Origin of the sequence: Varibaculum vaginae (assembly GCF_900604285.1) — a bacterium.
GTDB classification, from domain to species: Bacteria; Actinomycetota; Actinomycetes; order Actinomycetales; family Actinomycetaceae; genus Varibaculum; species Varibaculum vaginae.
Map to the genome: position 1 here is coordinate 1,013,102 of NZ_UWNY01000001.1, position 17,966 is coordinate 1,031,067.

Genomic DNA, 17,966 nt, shown 5'->3' on the forward strand with positions numbered 1-17,966 from the left:
CGGAGGTTACTGTGGCCAACAATCAGGTTTCTTCAAATAACAATCAACAATCGGAAGAAGCCCCCCATCTTCACCGCAAGCTAAAGGCGCGTCACCTCAACATGATCGCCATCGGGGGAGCCATTGGTACCGGGCTCTTCGTAGCCTCGGGTGGCACCATTACCGGAGCAGGCCCGGGAGGCGCCTTGGTTGCCTACGGAGCGATTGGTGTCATGGTGTTCTTCTTGATGCAATCGCTGGGGGAGATGGCGACCTATTGCCCTACCTCTGGGGCTTTTGAAGTCTTCGCTACCCGTTATGTTTCCAAATCCTTCGGTTTTGCGCAGGGCTGGAACTACTGGTACAACTGGGCGATTACGGTAGCAGCGGAGCTCGTAGCCGCGACAATCGTGATGCAATACTGGTTCCCAGAATCAATGGTACCGGCCTGGATCTGGTCACTGTTGTTTCTGATAATCCTGTTTGTTCTTAACGCCTTCACTGTCCGGGGTTTTGGAGAATCAGAGTTTTGGTTTGCCTCTATCAAAGTAGTAACCGTAATCGTATTTCTGGTGCTGGGATTGTTAATGGTGATAGGAATCCTGGGAGGGAAGTCCCCTGGATTTACCAACTTCACTCGCGGAGATGCTCCCTTTGTCAATGGTTTTTGGGGCATTATGGGGGTCTTCATGATTGCGGGTTTCTCCTTCCAAGGCACTGAAATGATTGGGATTGCCGCTGGAGAAACTCAAGATCCAGAGACCAATGTTCCTCGCGCCACTCGGGCAGTGTTTGTGCGTATCTTGCTGTTCTACATTGGCGCAATCGCGGTTATTTCTTTCCTGATTCCCTATACCGATCCTGCTCTTCTCCAGGGAGCCAGCGCCGACTCGGATACTGCTCAAGGTTTTACCGAGGCAGTAACCAAGTCTCCTTTCACCTTGCTCTTTGAGCGCGCTGGGATTGCGGTTGCGGCGGGAGTTATGAATGCTGTCATTTTAACTTCCATCCTCTCTGCCGGTAATTCGGGTATGTACGTAGCTACTCGGATGCTTTATTCCTTGGCCAAAGAAAAGAAAGCTCCTGCGGTTTTTGCGCGTCTAACTAGTCATGGAGTCCCGATTGTGGCACTGATTGTTACCTCGCTAGTGGGGGCGCTTTGCTTCGCAACTTCCCGGGTAGGCACGGGGCAGGTCTATGTGTGGCTAGTAAATGCTTCTGGACTTGCTGGATTTATTACCTGGATGGGAATCGCTTGGTCGCATTATTGTTTCCGTCGTGCTTACAAGGCGCAGGGTAAAGCAGTAGAAGAACTTCCTTACAAGGCGCTGTTCTATCCTGCCGGGCCGATTATTGCCTTGGTAATGTGTGCCATCGTGGTGGTGGGGCAATCTCTGGACGTGATTAATGGAGACTTCTCTATTTTAAGTTTCTTAGGGATTTATATTGGTTTGATCTTCTTCTTGGCGTTGTGGATTGGGCATAAGCTGATTACCCGTTGCTCCGCAGTTAAACCTGAAGAAGCCGACTTGTCTCGCCATGTGTAGGCGTTAAGAAGAAAAAGCTGGACTGTTGTAGCTGAGAAAATCCCGAAAAATAGTTTTTTAAAACCTGAAGAAAAGCTATCCTAGCAGTTATTGGTTGCTCAAGCGCAAGTCGAGAAAATCTTGGGATTTTGTAAAAAATCCAAGATCAAATGCTATATATTGGCTGTAATCGTGTAAGCGATTTTGCTGATAAATCAGCTTTCAAATGTAAGCAACAAGCTTGGAGGCAATAGTGAAACGACGGGGCGCATTGACCCTGGCATCTGCACTTGCTCTTTCTCTGGGATTAGCTGGCTGCTCTGGTGGTGCTAGTGAATCTTCCTCGGATAAGGCAGACGCCAAAGGGATTATTACTGTAAATACCGTAGAACCACAAAATCCCCTGATTCCGACTTCTACGAATGAAACCGGTGGCGGGCGTGTTCTAGACGCACTTTTTTCCGGTCTGGTCTACTACGAACCTAAGACAGGAGAGGCCAAGAACGAATTGGCCGAATCGGTTGAATCTAAAGACCAGGTGGTTTGGACTATTAAGCTAAAGAAGGACGCGAAGTTCTCCGATGGCTCGCCGATTAAGGCTGATAACTACATCAAAGCCTGGAACTATGGTGCAAACCCGAAGAACGCTCAAATGTCTTCCTCGTTCTTTGAAGTAATTAAAGGCTTTACTGCTGGTCCGGAAGAAGAAGGAGCCGAGGCTCCCGATGTTCCCGAGTTGTCTGGGTTAAAGAAGATAGATGACTATACCTTCCAGGTAACTTTGAACCAGCCTACTTCTGACTTTGAACTGCGTCTAGGCTATTCCGCATATGCGCCGTTGCCAGATGTGGCCTTCAAAGATATTAAAGCCTACGGCCAAAACCCCACGGTTACCCCCGGTCCCTATACCTTAAAGGACAAGGGTTGGCATCATAACGAATCCATCGAGTTGGTAAAGAACGAAAAGTACGCTGGACCGCGTGAAGCTAAGAACGGTGGATTGACTTTCAAGATTTATGCCAAGTCTGATGCTGCTTATCATGATGTCCAGTCGGGTCAACTAGATGTACTTGATGATTTATCAGCAACATCTATGAACACCTTCCAATCGGACTTCCCGGATTCACATGCCAATCAGCCGGTAGCTATTTTCCAGTCCTTCACTATTCCGGATCGGATAAAGCATTTCGGGATGGATGAGGAAGGTCGCCTGCGGCGTCAAGCGATTTCCTATGCTATTGACCGGGAAAGTATCTGTGACAAGATTTTCCAGAAGACGCGGGTGCCGGCGAAAGATTTCACTTCCCCTGCCATGCCTAACTACGAGAAAGTTCTAAAGCAGGTTAAAGGCAACGAGGTATTGAAATTCAATAAAGCCAAGGCTAAGGAACTGTGGGCAAAAGCTGACGCTATCTCCAAGTTTGAGGGCAAGTTCACTATTGGTTATAACTCTGACTCTTCCCACCAAGACTGGGTAGACGCGGTCAGCAACCAGCTCAAGACCAATTTGGGTATTGATGCAGCCGGTGAAGCCTACCCGGACTTCAAGGGACTGCGTGATGCTATTACCCAGGAAACCATTAAGGGAGCTTTCCGTTCTGGCTGGCAGGCTGACTACCCGGGCATGAGTAACTTCTTGGAGCCCCTATACTCCAAGAACGGTAATTCTAATGATGGTAAGTACAATAACGAGCGGTTCAACCAACTTATGCTGGAAATCTCGAACTCGCCGGTAGGCGCAGATCAGGATAAGAAATTTGCGGAAGCGCAATCGATTCTATTTACCGATATGCCCGCTATTCCGCTGTGGTACTCCAATGTTGTGGGTGTTTGGAATAAAGACAATGTCTCCAACGTTGCCTTCAACTGGAAGAGTGAACCGGTTTACTACCAGATCACCAAGAATGCCTAGAGATAACGAAACATAAAAATACTGTAATAATGCAGTTTCGGAGGCGGGTTTGAAGGTAAATAAACACCTTTTACCCGCCTCCGGTTTTTTCCAAAACGCTTGAACGCGATAAGGTTTAACACAGCTTATAGTCAAGGAGAGACCTATGCTCAGATACATAGGGCATCGTCTGTTACAGATGATCCCGGTATTCTTTGGGGCAACGTTGCTGATTTTCGCTATGGTTTATGCCATGCCGGGCGATCCGGTGCAGGCATTGGGCGGAGATAAGGGACTTCCCCCTTCAGTAGCGGCCCAAATCCGTGCGGAATACAACCTCGATAAACCGCTGTGGATGCAATATCTGCTTTATTTAAAGGGGATTATCACCCTAGATTTCGGGAAGACCTTCTCTGGAAGGGAAGTCACGGAAGTAATGCTCAATGCGTTCCCCGTAACTATCAAACTTGCTTTTATGGCGATTATTTTCGAGGCAGTAATCGGGATTTTCTTTGGCTTTTTCAGCGGACTCAAAAAAGGTAAAATTTTTGACTCTACTGTACTAGTAATTTCCCTGGTAGTGATTGCAGTACCCACCTTCGTGATTGGCTTCTTGTTGCAGTTCCTATTTGGGGTAAAACTGGGGTGGCTTCCAACAACTGTAGGGGCAAATGTTAGTTTTCAATCTTTGCTGATGCCGGCGTTAGTTTTGGGAGCAGTTTCTTGTGCTTATGTTATTAGGCTAACTCGTCAAGAAGTTTCGGAGAATCTTACCGCAGATTTCGTACGAACTGCCCGGGCAAAGGGGATCCCTGAATCTCGGGTAATGACCCATCACGTGCTGCGGAACTCGCTAATCCCGGTGGCTACTTTCCTAGGGGGAGACCTGGGAGCCTTAATGACCGGAGCGATTGTTACTGAAGGTATTTTTGCGATTAACGGAGTGGGCGGTACCCTTTATCAGGCTATTTTACGTGGTGAAGCCGCTACCGTGGTATCCATTACCACCGTACTGGTAATGGTTTATATCGTCGCTAACCTGCTAGTAGACCTGTTATATGCCGTACTCGACCCGAGGATTCGCTATGAGTAACCAACTACTTCCCGGACAAACACATTTCGTTAACAAGGTCGATGAAACCGGCTTGGGGGCAGTCGATGCGGTAGCCGATGAATCGGCGCCCTCCTCAGTATGGGGGGAAGCTTGGAGACAGTTACGACGTCGTCCTCTCTTCTGGGTAGCCCTGGTGATTATTGTGCTGACGGTGCTTATGGCCATGGTGCCCCAGCTGTTCACTTCGCAAGATCCCACTTACTGTACTCTGGAGAATTCCATTGAGGGACCATCTAAAGGCCATATTTTTGGATTTGATAAGCAAGGGTGCGATTTGTATTCCCGCATCGTATACGGGGCACGTGCCTCCATTGCGGTAGGGATTTTCTCTACCCTCACTGCCGCTATTATCGGGGTAATATTTGGCTCCCTGGCAGGATACTTCGGGGGAATCCTGGACTCGATTCTTTCCCGGATCGTGGATATCTTCTTCGCCATTCCCATGGTGCTAGCAGCCATCGTGATTATGCAAATGTTCAAGGAGCATAGATCAATTTGGATGGTGGTAATCGTCCTGGGGGTCTTTGGTTGGACTCAGATAGCCCGAATTACTCGCGGCGCGGTGCTTGCTATTAAGAACGAAGAATACGTAACTGCGGCTCGCGCTTTGGGGGTATCCAATATCCGGATTCTGCTGCGTCATATTTTGCCGAATGCGGTGGCGCCGGTGATTGTATATGCCACTGTGGCATTAGGAACCTTTATCGTGGCAGAAGCTACCTTGTCCTTCATGGGAATCGGGTTGCCTTCTTCCATTGTTTCTTGGGGCGGAGATATCTCTACTGCCCAGCAGCAGTTACGGACTGCTCCCATGATTTTATTCTTGCCGTCTATTGCTCTGGCGCTAACGGTATTGAGCTTCATCATGATGGGAGACGTAATCCGTGACGCACTCGACCCGAACCAGAGGAAACATTAATCGTGAATCAAAATAACCAAGAAGATCAGATTATGACAGCTGAATCGGATCAGACTAGCGACTTTGGCATCGAAAACGCCGAAAATAGCGCTATGCCCTCGCCCTTATTGGAAGTCAAAGACCTAGAGGTCAATTTCCAATCCACCACCGGTGTGGTTCCCGCGGTACGGAAGGCTAATCTCACCCTTTATCGGGGACAGACCGTGGCGATTGTGGGGGAGTCCGGTTCCGGTAAATCCACGTTGGCGATGGCCATCATAGGACTGTTGCCTGGTACTGGAAAAATCGCAGGAGGCTCTATTAAGTTTGATGGTCGCGAACTGACTAACCTGACTGAAAAAGAGATGCAGCAGGTGCGAGGAGCCCAGATTGGGATGGTGCCGCAAGATCCGATGTCGAACCTGAATCCGGTTTGGAAAATCGGTTTTCAAGTGGCAGAAGCTTTGAAATATAACGAAGCTACCAAGGGCGGTAATATCCACGAGCAAGCCATGAAAGCGTTGGCAAACGCGGGTTTACCGGATGCCGAGGCACGCTCTAGGCAATATCCGCACGAGTTTTCAGGGGGGATGCGCCAGCGCGCTTTGATCGCCATTGGTTTGGCAGCTAGCCCGAAACTTTTAATTGCGGATGAGCCCACCAGCGCCCTGGATGTTACCGTGCAGCGGCGAATATTGGATCATTTGGAGAAAGAAACCAAAGAACTAGGCACTTCCACTTTGTTTATTACCCACGACTTGGGGTTGGCTGCAGAGAGAGCCTCGCATCTGGTGGTAATGCATCGCGGGCGGGTTGTCGAATCTGGACCGGCACGGGAAATCTTAAATGATCCTCGTCATCCTTATACCAGACGTTTGGTTAATGCGGCTCCTTCTTTAGCTTCTCAGCGGATTGAAATTAATTATTCTCCGCAAGAAACAGAGGATGCGCCGGACACCATTGATTCGCGTACCTCCGCAGATGTGAATCTGGCGGTCGCTGCGTCCAAAGATTCCAGGCAAAAGGTGATGGGCACCAATGTTTTAGGAGAGCCCTTAGAGAAACATCTGGGTGACGAGGTAATCCGGGTGGAGCATCTGGTTAAAGAGTTCGACATTCGCGGGCAAAAGGGCAAGAAAAAGACCTTCCGTGCAGTCGATGATGTTTCTTTCGCGGTTCGTCGAGGCTCGACTTTGGCACTGGTAGGGGAGTCGGGATCTGGCAAATCTACGGTTGCGAATATGATTTTGAATCTTCTGGATCCCACTTCCGGGAAGGTCTACTACGAGGGAATCGACCTATCGACTTTGCGTCGTAGACAGTTGTTTGCACTTTGCCGCAAAATGCAGGTGGTTTTCCAGAATCCCTACGGATCCCTAGATCCCATGTTCTCGGTGTATCGCTGTATCGAAGAACCGCTTCGTACCCATCACGTGGGTGATCGTGCAAAGCGAGAAAAACGCGTGGCGGATCTGTTGGATATGGTGGCGCTGCCGCGTAGTGCTATGCGACGCTTCCCGAATGAACTTTCCGGGGGGCAACGGCAAAGGGTAGCGATTGCCCGTGCCCTGGCGTTACGCCCGGAACTGGTAGTGCTGGACGAAGCAGTTTCGGCGTTGGATGTACTGGTTCAAGATCAGATCTTACATTTGCTTAACGAACTACAAGGACGGCTGGGATTAACCTATTTGTTCATCACCCATGATTTAGCAGTGGTGCGTGAAAACGCTGACGATATCGCGGTGATGGAACAGGGGAAACTGGTCGAATACGGCAAAGCTGACGACATCTTCGCCAATCCGCAAAAAGAGTACACTCGTGAACTAATTGAAGCCGTTCCCGGTGGAGATTTACTCAAAGCACGTACCGGATATCAGGTGGAATGATCTGCTTTGCCCGCCCCGCTTCTGCGGAGAAAACCGGGAAGTTCCAAAATACGTAGGCTCAGTTATATCCAAAAGCCAGCAAAGCAAAAACTATTTTGCACTTTGAGATGAGAATGGACGTTTAAAAGGTTCTCCTAGGCTCTCTGTTAAACTCAAGGTGTCTTGCAGGTTTATCCAAGAGAAAGATTCCAAATGAAGCTGAAGAAAACGCTATTAATGCTAACCGGTATGGTGATGGCCCTGTCCCTTTCTGGATGCGCAGGAGGCTCGGGTAGTAATGATGCTGGCAAGGCAAAGGGCGATGACTTCACAGTGGGCTTCGACGCCAACTTCCCGCCCTATGGATATAAAGATAAAAGCGGAGAGTATGTAGGGTTCGATTTGGATCTGGCCGCCGAAGTTGCTAAGCGAAACGGTTGGAAACTGCAAAAGCGGGCTATTGATTGGGACTCCAAAGATATGGAACTCAAGTCGGGTACCATCGACTGCATCTGGAATGGATTCACCATGAACGGGCGGGAAAAACAATACACTTTCTCTAAGCCCTACATCGATAACTCGATTGTGTTTGTAACTAAAGCCGGATCAGGGATTAAAACCACTGCGGATTTGAAAGGCAAAACCGTGTTGGTACAGGTAGATTCTTCCGGTCTCGCCGCCCTGCAAGATAAAGGAAACGCGGATTTGGTCTCCAGCTTCAAGGAAATGACTCAGGTGCCGGACTATAACAACGCGTTTATGACCCTAGAGGCAGGCGCAGCCGACGCGGTCGCAGTGGATATTGGGGTAGCTGATTACCAGCTGGCTCAACGCGGGAAAGATAAATTCGAGATTATGGATCCGCCATTCCACACGGAGCAGTACGGCATTGGTTTTAAAAAGGGTAACCAAGCAGTGCGCGACCAGGTACAAAAGACCTTGGATGAGATGAAGAAAGACGGTACTTTCCTCAAGATTGCGAAGAAATACAAATTAGAAAAATCGATTGTTACTAAGTAGTGTGCTGCGCGAAAAATAAAAGGCTAACGCAGGGAGCTATTGGTAATGGATTTATCGTTTTTGCCGGAACTAGCCGGTGGTATGCTACAAACCTTCATAATCTTCGCGCTAACCCTGGTTTTATCTCTCCCTCTGGGACTGGTGGTCTACGGGGGGCGGGTGAGTCGCTTTAAGCCGCTAGCCTGGTTTATCCAGTTTTATATCTCGGTTATGCGGGGCACCCCCTTAATGCTGCAATTGCTGGTGGTATATTTCGGCCCCTTCTTCCTTTTCGGAATGCAAATAGGGGCAGCCTATCGGTTTAGTGCGGTGATTATGGCTTTCGCGATTAACTATGCCGCCTATTTTGCGGAAATATACCGCGGAGGTTTTCAGGCGATCCCAGTGGGACAAACCGAGGCGGCATTTGTACTTGGCTATTCCCCGGCACGCACTTTCTTAACTATCAAGTTGCCACAAATGTTCCGTACGGTTTTACCTTCAATTACAAACGAGGTAATTACACTGGTAAAAGATACTTCTCTGGCTTTTGCTATTGCGTACGCAGAGATGTTTACAATCGCAAAGCAACAGGCATCTGCCAGTGCTTCGATGCTTCCCTTCGTGGCCGCTGGAATCTTCTACTGGGTGTTTAACCTAGTAGTAGCAGTAGTGATGGAACGGATTGAAAAACGCATGGGAAGTTACAAGATTAGGTGAGGGATATGGAAGCGCTACGTATTACCGGGATGGAAAAAAGTTTTGGCACTAACCAAGTGTTGAAAGGAGTATCCCTTACTGTCAATACCGGTGAAGTACTGGCAATTCTTGGCCCTTCAGGTTCTGGAAAATCCACCCTTTTGCGCTGCTGTACATTCCTAGAACAGATGGACAGCGGAGAAATCTGCTATTTTGGCCGGCAGGCTTTAAAGAAAGAGGGGGGAATTAAGCTGTCCTCTTGCGACGAGCGTGAGTTTCGGCGCGACTTTGGCTTGGTTTTCCAAGACTTTAACTTGTTTCCCCATTGGACAGTGCTGCGAAATCTCACTGATGCTCCGATTAAGGTACAGGGAAAAAGCCCGGAAGAAGCTCAGGAAACAGCACTGCAGCTGCTGAAAAGGATGAACCTAGGTGATAAAGGGCAGGCCTACCCGGCAGAGTTATCAGGTGGACAACAACAAAGGGTAGCAATCGCTCGGGCGCTGGCGCTTAAGCCCAAAATGCTGTATTTCGATGAGCCTACCTCGGCTTTAGATCCCGAGCTAACCGGAGAAATCCTGCAAATTATTCGCTCCTTGGCAGCCGAAGAGATGACCATGGTAATTGTGACTCACGAAATGGATTTCGCTGCCGAGGTAGCTGATCGCGCCCTCTTTATTGATAACGGAGTCGTACTGGAATCCGGGGATGCCAAGCAGTTAATCTGCAACCCTTCTCAGGAGCGTACCCGCCAGTTCCTTAATAAACTACGCGGGCAAACTTCCTCTGCAGATTAATAATCTTTATCCTCTGCGGTGGGATTATTTCTGAGGCTTGCCATCCAGGTTTCTACCTCTTCAATTTTGCGGGGGATATCTTCTGACAAGCGGCGTACGCTGCCGTCGGCTTCCACTAGTACATCGTCCTCGATTCTAACCCCAATACCTCGGAGTTCTTCGGGTAATAGCTGATCATCTTGGTGGAAATAAAGACCTGGCTCAATGGTGAAACACATGCCTGGCTCCAGCGGGGCGTCCATATACATATCGCGAGCGGCTAAGGCGCAATCGTGGACGTCTAAACCTAAGTGGTGGGATACCCCGTGAGGCATCCAGCGGCGGTATTCGCCGCCATCTGCCGACAGGGTTTGTTCGGCGCTAACTGGTAGCACCCCCCAGGCATCTAGATGTTTAACTAGGGCTGCAACTGCCGCGTCATGCACATCTTTGAACCTACATCCCGGTTGGTTTGCCTGCTTCAATCCGGCTTCACAGGCATCGAGTACCGCGTTATAAACTTTGGCCTGTACCGGGTTGAACTTGCCGTTTACCGGCAAGGTACGGGTGATATCTGCGGTATAGAGAGAATCAGCCTCCACTCCAGCATCGATTAAAATCAGGTCGCCGTCGCGCACCGGGCCATCATTGTCAATCCAATGCAAAGTATTAGCGTGATTGCCGGAAGCAGCTATGGTGTCGTATCCTAGGCCGTTACCTTCTTCACGGGCTCTAGCCTGAAATGCTCCCTCAATCACCCGTTCGCCGCGGCGGTGCTGGGTTGCGCGCGGCAGTGCCCGAATCATTGCTTCAAAGCCTGATTTAGTAACCGCAATCGCGTGTTCTAGTTCCTTAACCTCGGCTGCATCCTTTTGTAAGCGTAATACGGAGGCAGCTTCTTCGAGTTTTTCATCCAGACTTCGCGCTTTCTCTCCAGTGGGTAATCCAGCTTCCCGACACACTGTTTCTACCGCTGCCTGTAGGGAAGTGTCGACTTCACGAATTACTCGCAACTGTACTAGACCTGCATCTTTAGCCAGTTGATCGGGGAGGGTGTCGAGCGGGCGCGCCTCCAGGCCAGTCACTGCCTCCATTTGAGAAAGCGTCATCCGCGGCCCTACCCAAAACTCGCCATAGGTGGAGTCGGCATAAAATTCTTCGCTGCTGCGCGGAGCCTGGGGACGGAAAAATACGATCCCACGGTGAGTGGCTGCACCCTTATTTTCGGGGAGGTTTTCTAAGGGGATGCCCTCTTTATCGGTAAGCGGTTCCAGGACTAGGACAGCGTCGGGTTCTAGCTCTCCACCTAGCCCGGTTAAATGGGCGAATGCGGAGTGAGCTCGGAAACGATAGTCACAGTCATTGGAGCGCACCTTGTAGTTTCCAGCCGGAATCACCAAACGTTCCCCTCGGAACTGAGCTCCTAATTTTTGATAGCGAGCAGCCAAGAAGTCCCGCGAAGGGCTGGGAATAGGTGCGGGATCCTTGCGTTCCCCCCAGCCGCTGCCAATGAACTCGCGAAACGCGGGACTGCCAATGCGGCGAGAACGGTTATTTACCCGGTCTTTTAAGGGTTGTTCTTCTGCTGCTGCCAAGTTTTCTTCCATGTATCCATCATGCCACGATGGCCTAAAATAGTCCTATGGAGGCGGCGCGAATCGATTTACATACTCATTCTTCCTGTTCAGACGGTACTGATTCCCCTGCAGAGTTGATGCTTGAAGCTGCGCGAACTGGCCTGGATGTGATTGCTCTTACGGATCATGACACCTTCGCGGGGATAGCTACTGCCAGTAAAATGGTTCCGGAATGTGGGGTTACTTTGGTACCCGGGGTAGAGATTTCTACTTCTCATCAGGGAATCACCGCTCATCTGCTGGCGTATTTACCGGATTCTAAAAGCCCAGTACTGCCGGAATTATTTGAAAAAACGGTGCAAGCGCGGCAGCAGCGGATGCGGCAAATGGTGGAGCGGTTATCCGCAGATTTCGATATTTCTTATCAGGCAGTTTCCGAGCAGGCGGGTTCGAGCCCCATAGGGCGGCCGCACGTTGCTGACCTTTTGGTTAAGGCGGGGTATTTCTCGAATCGCTCCGCCGCTTTTGAGCAGGTACTAGCTACTTCCAGTAAATACTATGTGCACTATCAGGCTCCTGATACTATCTACGCGGTCGAACAGGTAGTAAAAGCGGGGGGAGTCCCGATTCTGGCTCATCCCCGAGCCGGTGGTCGGCAGCACCGGTTCTTATCGGTAGACACTATTACCCAGCTAAAAGAGGCGGGACTATTTGCCCTGGAGGCTTTCCACCCGGAACAAAATCCGATTGAACGGGCAGAGGTTAAGGAAATAGCGAAACTTCTGGGATTGGCTCTTACCGGATCTTCGGATTATCACGGCAGCGGCAAGCCTAATCAACTGGGGCAATGCCTCACGGATCCGGAAGTATTTGCGGAAATCTGCAGAAGGGGAGCGGGCGAGCTGGTCTGTCCTTAGGCTGGGGAGGAGGGAGGGGTTGCTCTCTTTAGTGCCAGACAGTGAGTAGCTACTAGAGTAGAGGACATGACCGTAACTTTTCGAGATTTTCGTCCGCAAAATATTGCTCCGGTTTCACTGGCGCGTCTAGTCGAAGGCTTTGCCGCTGAAATTGATCCCGGCTGGGAAGGGGTTCAGGTGCGCGGGGTCTCGATGGCTTCCAATGAGATATTAGCCGGGGAGGCCTTTATCGCTGTGGCTGGGGCGAATGTGCATGCCGCCAAGTTTGCCAGGGAGGTGGAATCCCTGGGGGCTGCAGCGGTGATTACTGACGAAAAGGGTGCGGAGCTTGCTCTCTCCCAAGGGGTGAAAATCCCGGTAGTAACGGTGCCGGATCCACGAGAAGCGGCATCGCCCCTCGCGATTAGAGCCTTCGATAATCCGGCTGGGAAAATGAAAACCGTAGCGGTAACCGGGACTAACGGCAAGACCACTACATGTTTCGCTGCCAAATTCGCTTTTGAGGCTGCAGGGCTTTCCACCATGATTCTTTCCACTGCGGAAACTCAGGTGGGGGAGTTGCGGATTCAATCTTCGCGGACCACGTTTGAAGGTCCGATGTTGCAGCGAATCTTGGCTTACGGGGTGGAGCAGGGGATGCAAGCCGCGGTAGTGGAAGTGTCCGCACATGCTTTGGTTTTAGGGCGAGTCGCAGGAATGAAGTTTGATGCTACTGCTTTTACTAACCTACAGCACGATCACTTGGACTATTTCCATACTATGGAGAACTATTTGGCAGCTAAGGCGCGACTATGTTCCAAAGAGTATACGGATTACTCCGTGATCTGTATTGATGATAAGTGGGGGCTGCGGTTAGCAGCCAGCTGCGACACTGAAAGCGTGACGGTATCTGCCTATGATCCGAATGCCCAAGCCGATTGGGTGGTGAGCCGAAAAGTTAACAACATTGCCCGTGCGGCCTGTGATTTTACTTTAACTGGGAAGACGGAACCGAATGCGGGACACGCGGAAAAAATTACCGTTGCCCTGCCCGGGGAGGTCAATGTTCAGGACGCTGTGATTGCCTATTTAATGGTTACCGGTATTGGAATTCCTGCCGAGGCCGCGAAAGCAGGTTTGGCGAGTCTAGCGGTTCCCGGGCGCTTGGAAATAGTCAGTCGGCGTAATGAAGGAACTCCCCTGGTTATCAATGATTATGCCCACACGCCCGAGGCATTAGCTTCGATTTTGCGCACCATGCAAGAGTTTACGCCAGGAAAACTGCACTTGGTTTTTGGTACTGATGGGGATCGAGATGCCAGCAAACGGGTACCGCTGGCTAAAGTGGCGGCTAAAGAAGCGGACATTTTATGGGTGACTGATGAAAATCCGCGCACGGAAAATGCAGAAAGTATTCGTGCCCAGTTACTGTCTGGGATTAAAGAACAGCGCCCCGGGATGGAAAACGTTTGTGAGGTATCCACCTGCCGGCGGGATGCAATTCGTAAAGCAGTTTTAGCAGCTCACCCGGATGACACGGTAATAATCACCGGCAAAGGTGCGGAGCCCTATCAAGAAATTGAGGGAGTTTTCCACGCTTTTAATGACACCCTGGTAGCTCGTGATTGCCTGGCTGCCTATAAGGCTCGTGCTCACGTTAAAGGCTAGTGCTCGCGAAAGCGCACTAACAGGATAGGCTGCGCCTTGGCTTAGCTATCTCATGTATAGCTGGCTATTCTGAGAGCAGTTTAAAGTCGTAACTGGCACCATCATCTAGGGTGTGGCCAACAGTACAGTATTTATCGATTGCTTCCTGGGATTTTTCACGTAGCAGTGATATTTGCTCCTTCCGGAGGCTAGAAAGATCAGCGACCATTTCAACTGTCAAGTGTGAGTAGGAATCACGCCTAAGGTCTTTATTGGCAGCAACCCCCACGGCGGCTGCAAAATCCTGCCCTAAGGCGGCGGAAAATACGTGATCGGCCGAAAAGGTATGACAGGTGGCTAGTGCTAGCTGCAATAGCTCGCCGGGAGTGAATTGGTTTTCACCCATACCAATTTCAACTTTAGCGCCGCGTTCATTTTGTCCTACGTAATGTTTCTTTCCTTGGCGGTGTGCCCACAAAATTTTGCTCATGCCTTTATTGTGGCAGGAAACGATAGTAAGTAAAGCTAGGGATAAAAAATCCTGCAACCAGAAGGCTGCAGGATTTTTACTAGTAGCGGGGGCTGGATTTGAACCAACGACCTCCGGGTTATGAGCCCGGCGAGCTACCGAACTGCTCCACCCCGCGTCGACCTGTCTATGTTAAGCAGGCGAGGCGGTGAAAGGCAAAAAAATTCACTGTAGAAGAAGTCACGTTAAGAATCTATAGGCTGAAATCGCGTTTAAAAAAGAAGCAAGATCAAATAAGAAACAAATGAAGGGAAACTTAGGTGGCGGGGTAGATTTAGGGGGGAAGTACAAGGTGGTAGCTATTTTATAGCGCTCGCAAGACGGTAACTACTTTTCCTAAAATGGTGGCATTATCACCGGGAATGGGGGCAAATGCGGGGTTATGAGGGAGTAACCAGATGTGTCCTTCGCGGCGCGCCAAGGTTTTGACAGTGGCCTCTCCGTCTATCATAGCGGCCACGATTTCACCCAGCTCTGCAACATTTTGGCGGCGCACTATCACCCAGTCTCCATCGCAGATGGCAGCCTCAATCATCGATTCTCCGTGCACCTTGAGCATGAAAAGTTCGCCCTCTCCGGTAAAGCGGGTCGGGATGGTAAAAACGTCCTCTACGTCTTGTTGTGCATCTATGGGGGTACCGGCAGCGATCTGTCCAACCAGCGGAACTACCTGGTGATTTAAGGGCGTTGCTTCCGTAATTGGGGAAGGGGAGGCGGTGGGGCTGGGGTCGCTTGTCGAAAGCCCCACAAATTGTGGATTGACCTCGAGGGCGCGGCTGCGTCCGGCGGCGCGTACCAAGAAACCTTGAGTGACCAGATTGTCTAGATGGTGTTTGACCGTAGAAGACGAGGAAAGCCCTACTGCTGTAGCAATTTCCCGTACGGAAGGTGGGTATCCCTGAGTGCGGATCCCAGCGCAAATCGCCTCAAAAATAGAACGTGCGCGCGGACGTAAATCTTCTAGATTTAAGGTGTGGTCTTGCTGGTCGCTCATGTTCCCTCCCGCTCTTAACTTGATGATAGAAAATTGTGACCCGTTATGCAAACATTTGTTCGAAAAAATTGATTTTTTACTTGATTTTCCAAAATCTGCTTATTAGTATACCAAACAGATGTTCGACGAACGGTTGTTCGAGAAAGGTGGGGTCATGTCCATACAGCTTTCCTTTGATTTGGAAGAACTTGCTCAAAAGCGAGTGGTGGGATTGGGTGACTATCAGCTGCTAAAGCAGACTGCGGTTAAAACCCAGCGCCCGCGGTTGCAATTGGTTGACGCCACCTATATTGAACGTGTACGGGCAAAGACCCGTCATCCTGCGGGCTCGAAATTGCCATGCCCGCCCGCCGTCGGTAGGGAGAACCGCACGGATGTGGCGGAAGCGGCATTTGACTCGCTTCCCTCGTGGGTGCGCCGGACGTCGCGCATTAATCGTGATTGTTCCGTATCTCTGGCAGCGGTTCCTCCTGCTGCCCAGGATAGGGAAATGTCTGCAGTGCGGCGTTCGGCTTCTCCAAAAAAGAAGTTACGTGGTTCCATATTTCCCGCGATTAGTCGCCGTCTAGCCAAAGTTTCTATGCTCCTAGTTTTGGGGGCAGGGGCACTTATGGTCGGAGCTGCTCTCAATAGTTTTTGGGATTTCACTACTGTTGGTCACAACGAAACCTTCCAGGTATCGGAAGGTGGCGTAGTTGCGGGTAACAGTTCCTCTTCAGCTGATTTGCTCTTAGGGCAGTAGCTCAACTGCGGGTACTGAACCTGCTGAATGGATGTTTTCTCGGGATGTATAGAGCTGTTTAGAGTGGTGATTTAGGACTGTGTAATCATCGCTCTGAGAGCGATGATGCAAGAGTGTCTTGTGGTGCGATAAGCTAGACTTCCAGGTTGTTCATTGATTGGGGAAATCTTGCACTGTCCGTTCTGTCATAACGATGATTCACGGGTTATTGATTCGCGTACCGCTGAAGATGGGAATGCCATTCGGCGGAGACGTGAGTGTACTGCCTGCAATAAACGGTTTACGACCATAGAGTCTGCGGCTCTTTCCGTGCGTAAACGTTCTGGTATTTTGGAGCCTTTTTCTCGCGAGAAAGTAGTTAGCGGAGTAAAGAAAGCCTGTCAGGGGCGTCCAGTTAGTAGCGACGACCTGGCAAAGTTAGCGCAACTGGTGGAAGAAGACCTGCGTGCAACCGGGAAATCGCAAATCGATAGCCATTCGATTGGACGCGCTATCCTGGGGCCACTGAGAGAATTAGATGTGGTTGCCTATTTACGTTTCGCCTCAGTGTATTCCTCATTCGATGATCTGAATGACTTTCAGGCGGCCATCGATGAAATCCGGGCAGAGCAGGATCAAGCTATTGCAGCGATAGAACCCGCAGACCAATAGCCTCCGGCATTGAACGAATCTGGGCTACTGCCGAAACTGGCAGTTCAGAAGCGATATCGGTGAGTGCGTAGCCCACTTCTCCTTCTGTTCCCAGGATCTGTCCGTTAATGTTTACATTTTGATCTGCGAAAACCTGGTTTACCCTACCCAAAACACCGGGAATGTTGCGGTGTAAAAACGCTAGGCGATATAGGGAATTGTGGTGGGCGGACAGATTTAAATTCGGCATATTAACGCTCATCTCGGTGCTACCTAGGCGCCAGTAATCGGCGATTTTATGTGCGACGAACTGACCGATATCGAACTGGGCTTCCAAAGTTGAACCCCCAATGTGTGGGGTCAAAATAGTATTCGGCAGCCCTAAAAGTGGGGAGTGGAATTCGTTTCCATTCTTCTTTGGTTCTTCGGGGTAGACGTCCACTGCAGCTCCCGAGATCTTCCCAGAACGAATATTCTCTGCGAGGGCATTAACGTCTACTACTAAACCACGCGACAGATTAATAAAGAGAGCACCCTCTTTCATCATTTCAAACTGACGTTGGCTGATTAACCCCTCATTGGATTTACGTCCATCTACGTGAATTGAAATAAAGTCGGCAGTTTTTAGTACCTCATCCATAGTGGGTAAAGCCCGGGCATTGCCCATTGCCAGCCTCTGGGCGCAGTCATAAAATACCACGTTCATTCCCATGGCTTCCGCTAGCACCGAAAGCTGAGTGCCGATATTGCCGTAGCCAATGATTCCCAAGGTTTTGCCGCGAACTTCGTGAGAACCGGAAGCACTCTTATTCCAGATTCCGCGTTGTAAATCTTGGTTGCGGGTTTCAATATGTCGTGCCAGGTTAATGATGTGTCCAATCGCTAGTTCCACTACCGAACGGGTGTTGGAGTAGGGCGCATTAAAAATAGTGACCCCTCTCTTGGTGGCGGCATCTAAGTCAACCTGGTTAGTACCAATACAAAAACAGCCGACTACTTGCAAGCGTGGGCAAGAAGAAATAACTCGCGAAGTTATGTGGGTCTTCGAACGGATTCCAACAATATCGGCATCCTGGAGGCGCTCTATCAGAGCCTCTTCATCTAAAGAACCCTTAACGCGTTCTACTTCAATGTTGGAACTGGAAAAAACTTCATCCGCGACCTGGTGCGGATCTTCAAGTAACACTGCCTTCGTCATGTTTCT

16 protein-coding genes and 1 tRNA gene are annotated in these 17,966 nt (G+C 50.1%); 12 read left to right on the plus strand and 5 right to left on the minus strand.

From position 1 onward, the window contains the following. Positions 1 to 11 precede the first annotated feature (11 nt). The 8 genes from EFB02_RS04305 (at position 12) to EFB02_RS04340 (ending at position 9,768) form a co-directional block, all read left to right on the plus strand. The gene (locus EFB02_RS04305) at positions 12 to 1,526 is read left to right on the plus strand and encodes an amino acid permease (RefSeq protein ID WP_438947134.1); all 1,515 of its coding nucleotides are present in this window, start codon (positions 12 to 14) and stop codon (positions 1,524 to 1,526) included. 232 nt (positions 1,527 to 1,758) lie between these two features. After that, complete coding sequence (locus EFB02_RS04310) at positions 1,759 to 3,417, plus strand: peptide ABC transporter substrate-binding protein (RefSeq protein WP_122820338.1); 1,659 nt, start codon at positions 1,759 to 1,761, stop codon at positions 3,415 to 3,417. A 145-nt stretch (positions 3,418 to 3,562) separates the two neighbouring features. Continuing rightward, complete coding sequence (locus tag EFB02_RS04315; RefSeq protein ID WP_122820339.1) at positions 3,563 to 4,489, plus strand: ABC transporter permease; 927 nt, start codon at positions 3,563 to 3,565, stop codon at positions 4,487 to 4,489. Beyond that, on the plus strand, positions 4,482 to 5,429 hold the full coding sequence (locus EFB02_RS04320; RefSeq protein WP_122820340.1) for an ABC transporter permease: 948 nt from the start codon (positions 4,482 to 4,484) through the stop codon (positions 5,427 to 5,429). The genes EFB02_RS04315 and EFB02_RS04320 overlap by 8 nt, the downstream gene beginning before the upstream one ends. A gap of 92 nt (positions 5,430 to 5,521) precedes the next feature. Further along, positions 5,522 to 7,294: a dipeptide ABC transporter ATP-binding protein gene (locus EFB02_RS04325; protein WP_122820661.1), complete on the plus strand. Its 1,773-nt coding sequence runs from the start codon at positions 5,522 to 5,524 to the stop codon at positions 7,292 to 7,294. 192 nt (positions 7,295 to 7,486) lie between these two features. Continuing rightward, complete coding sequence (locus EFB02_RS04330) at positions 7,487 to 8,293, plus strand: amino acid ABC transporter substrate-binding protein (protein WP_122820341.1); 807 nt, start codon at positions 7,487 to 7,489, stop codon at positions 8,291 to 8,293. Positions 8,294 to 8,338: 45 nt separating this feature from the next. Continuing rightward, complete coding sequence (locus EFB02_RS04335; RefSeq protein WP_122820342.1) at positions 8,339 to 8,992, plus strand: amino acid ABC transporter permease; 654 nt, start codon at positions 8,339 to 8,341, stop codon at positions 8,990 to 8,992. Between the two features lie 5 nt (positions 8,993 to 8,997). Beyond that, positions 8,998 to 9,768: an amino acid ABC transporter ATP-binding protein gene (locus EFB02_RS04340; protein ID WP_122820343.1), complete on the plus strand. Its 771-nt coding sequence runs from the start codon at positions 8,998 to 9,000 to the stop codon at positions 9,766 to 9,768. Here the strand turns inward: EFB02_RS04340 and EFB02_RS04345 are convergent. Beyond that, entirely contained in the window at positions 9,765 to 11,354 is a 1,590-nt protein-coding gene (locus tag EFB02_RS04345; protein WP_122820344.1) for an aminopeptidase P family protein, read from the minus strand. The genes EFB02_RS04340 and EFB02_RS04345 overlap by 4 nt on opposite strands. 35 nt (positions 11,355 to 11,389) lie before the next feature. Here EFB02_RS04345 and EFB02_RS04350 point away from each other — a divergent pair, with 35 nt between their 5' ends. After that, positions 11,390 to 12,241, plus strand: a complete 852-nt coding sequence (locus tag EFB02_RS04350) for a PHP domain-containing protein (protein WP_122820345.1) — start codon at positions 11,390 to 11,392, stop codon at positions 12,239 to 12,241. A gap of 66 nt (positions 12,242 to 12,307) precedes the next feature. Beyond that, entirely contained in the window at positions 12,308 to 13,888 is a 1,581-nt protein-coding gene (locus tag EFB02_RS04355; RefSeq protein WP_122820346.1) for a UDP-N-acetylmuramoyl-L-alanyl-D-glutamate--2,6-diaminopimelate ligase, read from the plus strand. Positions 13,889 to 13,952: 64 nt separating this feature from the next. Here the strand turns inward: EFB02_RS04355 and EFB02_RS04360 are convergent, their stop codons facing one another. The 3 genes from EFB02_RS04360 to lexA form a co-directional block, all read right to left on the minus strand. Beyond that, a complete protein-coding gene (locus EFB02_RS04360) occupies positions 13,953 to 14,357 on the minus strand; it encodes an OsmC family protein (protein WP_147471029.1) in 405 nt (134 codons plus the stop codon). Positions 14,358 to 14,440: 83 nt separating this feature from the next. Further along, a tRNA-Met gene (locus EFB02_RS04365) sits at positions 14,441 to 14,514 on the minus strand. 186 nt (positions 14,515 to 14,700) lie between these two features. Further along, positions 14,701 to 15,390: a transcriptional repressor LexA gene (lexA, locus tag EFB02_RS04370; RefSeq protein ID WP_122820348.1), complete on the minus strand. Its 690-nt coding sequence runs from the start codon at positions 15,388 to 15,390 to the stop codon at positions 14,701 to 14,703. A 154-nt stretch (positions 15,391 to 15,544) separates the two neighbouring features. Between lexA and EFB02_RS04375 the strand changes: the two genes are divergently transcribed. Together EFB02_RS04375 and nrdR are read left to right on the plus strand one after the other, a co-directional pair. Then, on the plus strand, positions 15,545 to 16,132 hold the full coding sequence (locus EFB02_RS04375) for a hypothetical protein (protein ID WP_122820349.1): 588 nt from the start codon (positions 15,545 to 15,547) through the stop codon (positions 16,130 to 16,132). Positions 16,133 to 16,285: 153 nt separating this feature from the next. Next, positions 16,286 to 16,783 (plus strand): transcriptional regulator NrdR, encoded by a 498-nt coding sequence (gene nrdR, locus EFB02_RS04380; RefSeq protein WP_438947135.1) that lies wholly within the window; start codon positions 16,286 to 16,288, stop codon positions 16,781 to 16,783. On the opposite strand, the gene serA is transcribed toward nrdR, so the two are convergent. Continuing rightward, positions 16,752 to 17,960, minus strand: coding sequence for a phosphoglycerate dehydrogenase (gene serA / locus EFB02_RS04385; protein ID WP_122820350.1), 1,209 nt, complete (start codon positions 17,958 to 17,960; stop codon positions 16,752 to 16,754). The two genes, nrdR and serA, sit on opposite strands and share 32 nt — an antisense overlap. Positions 17,961 to 17,966 lie beyond the last annotated feature (6 nt).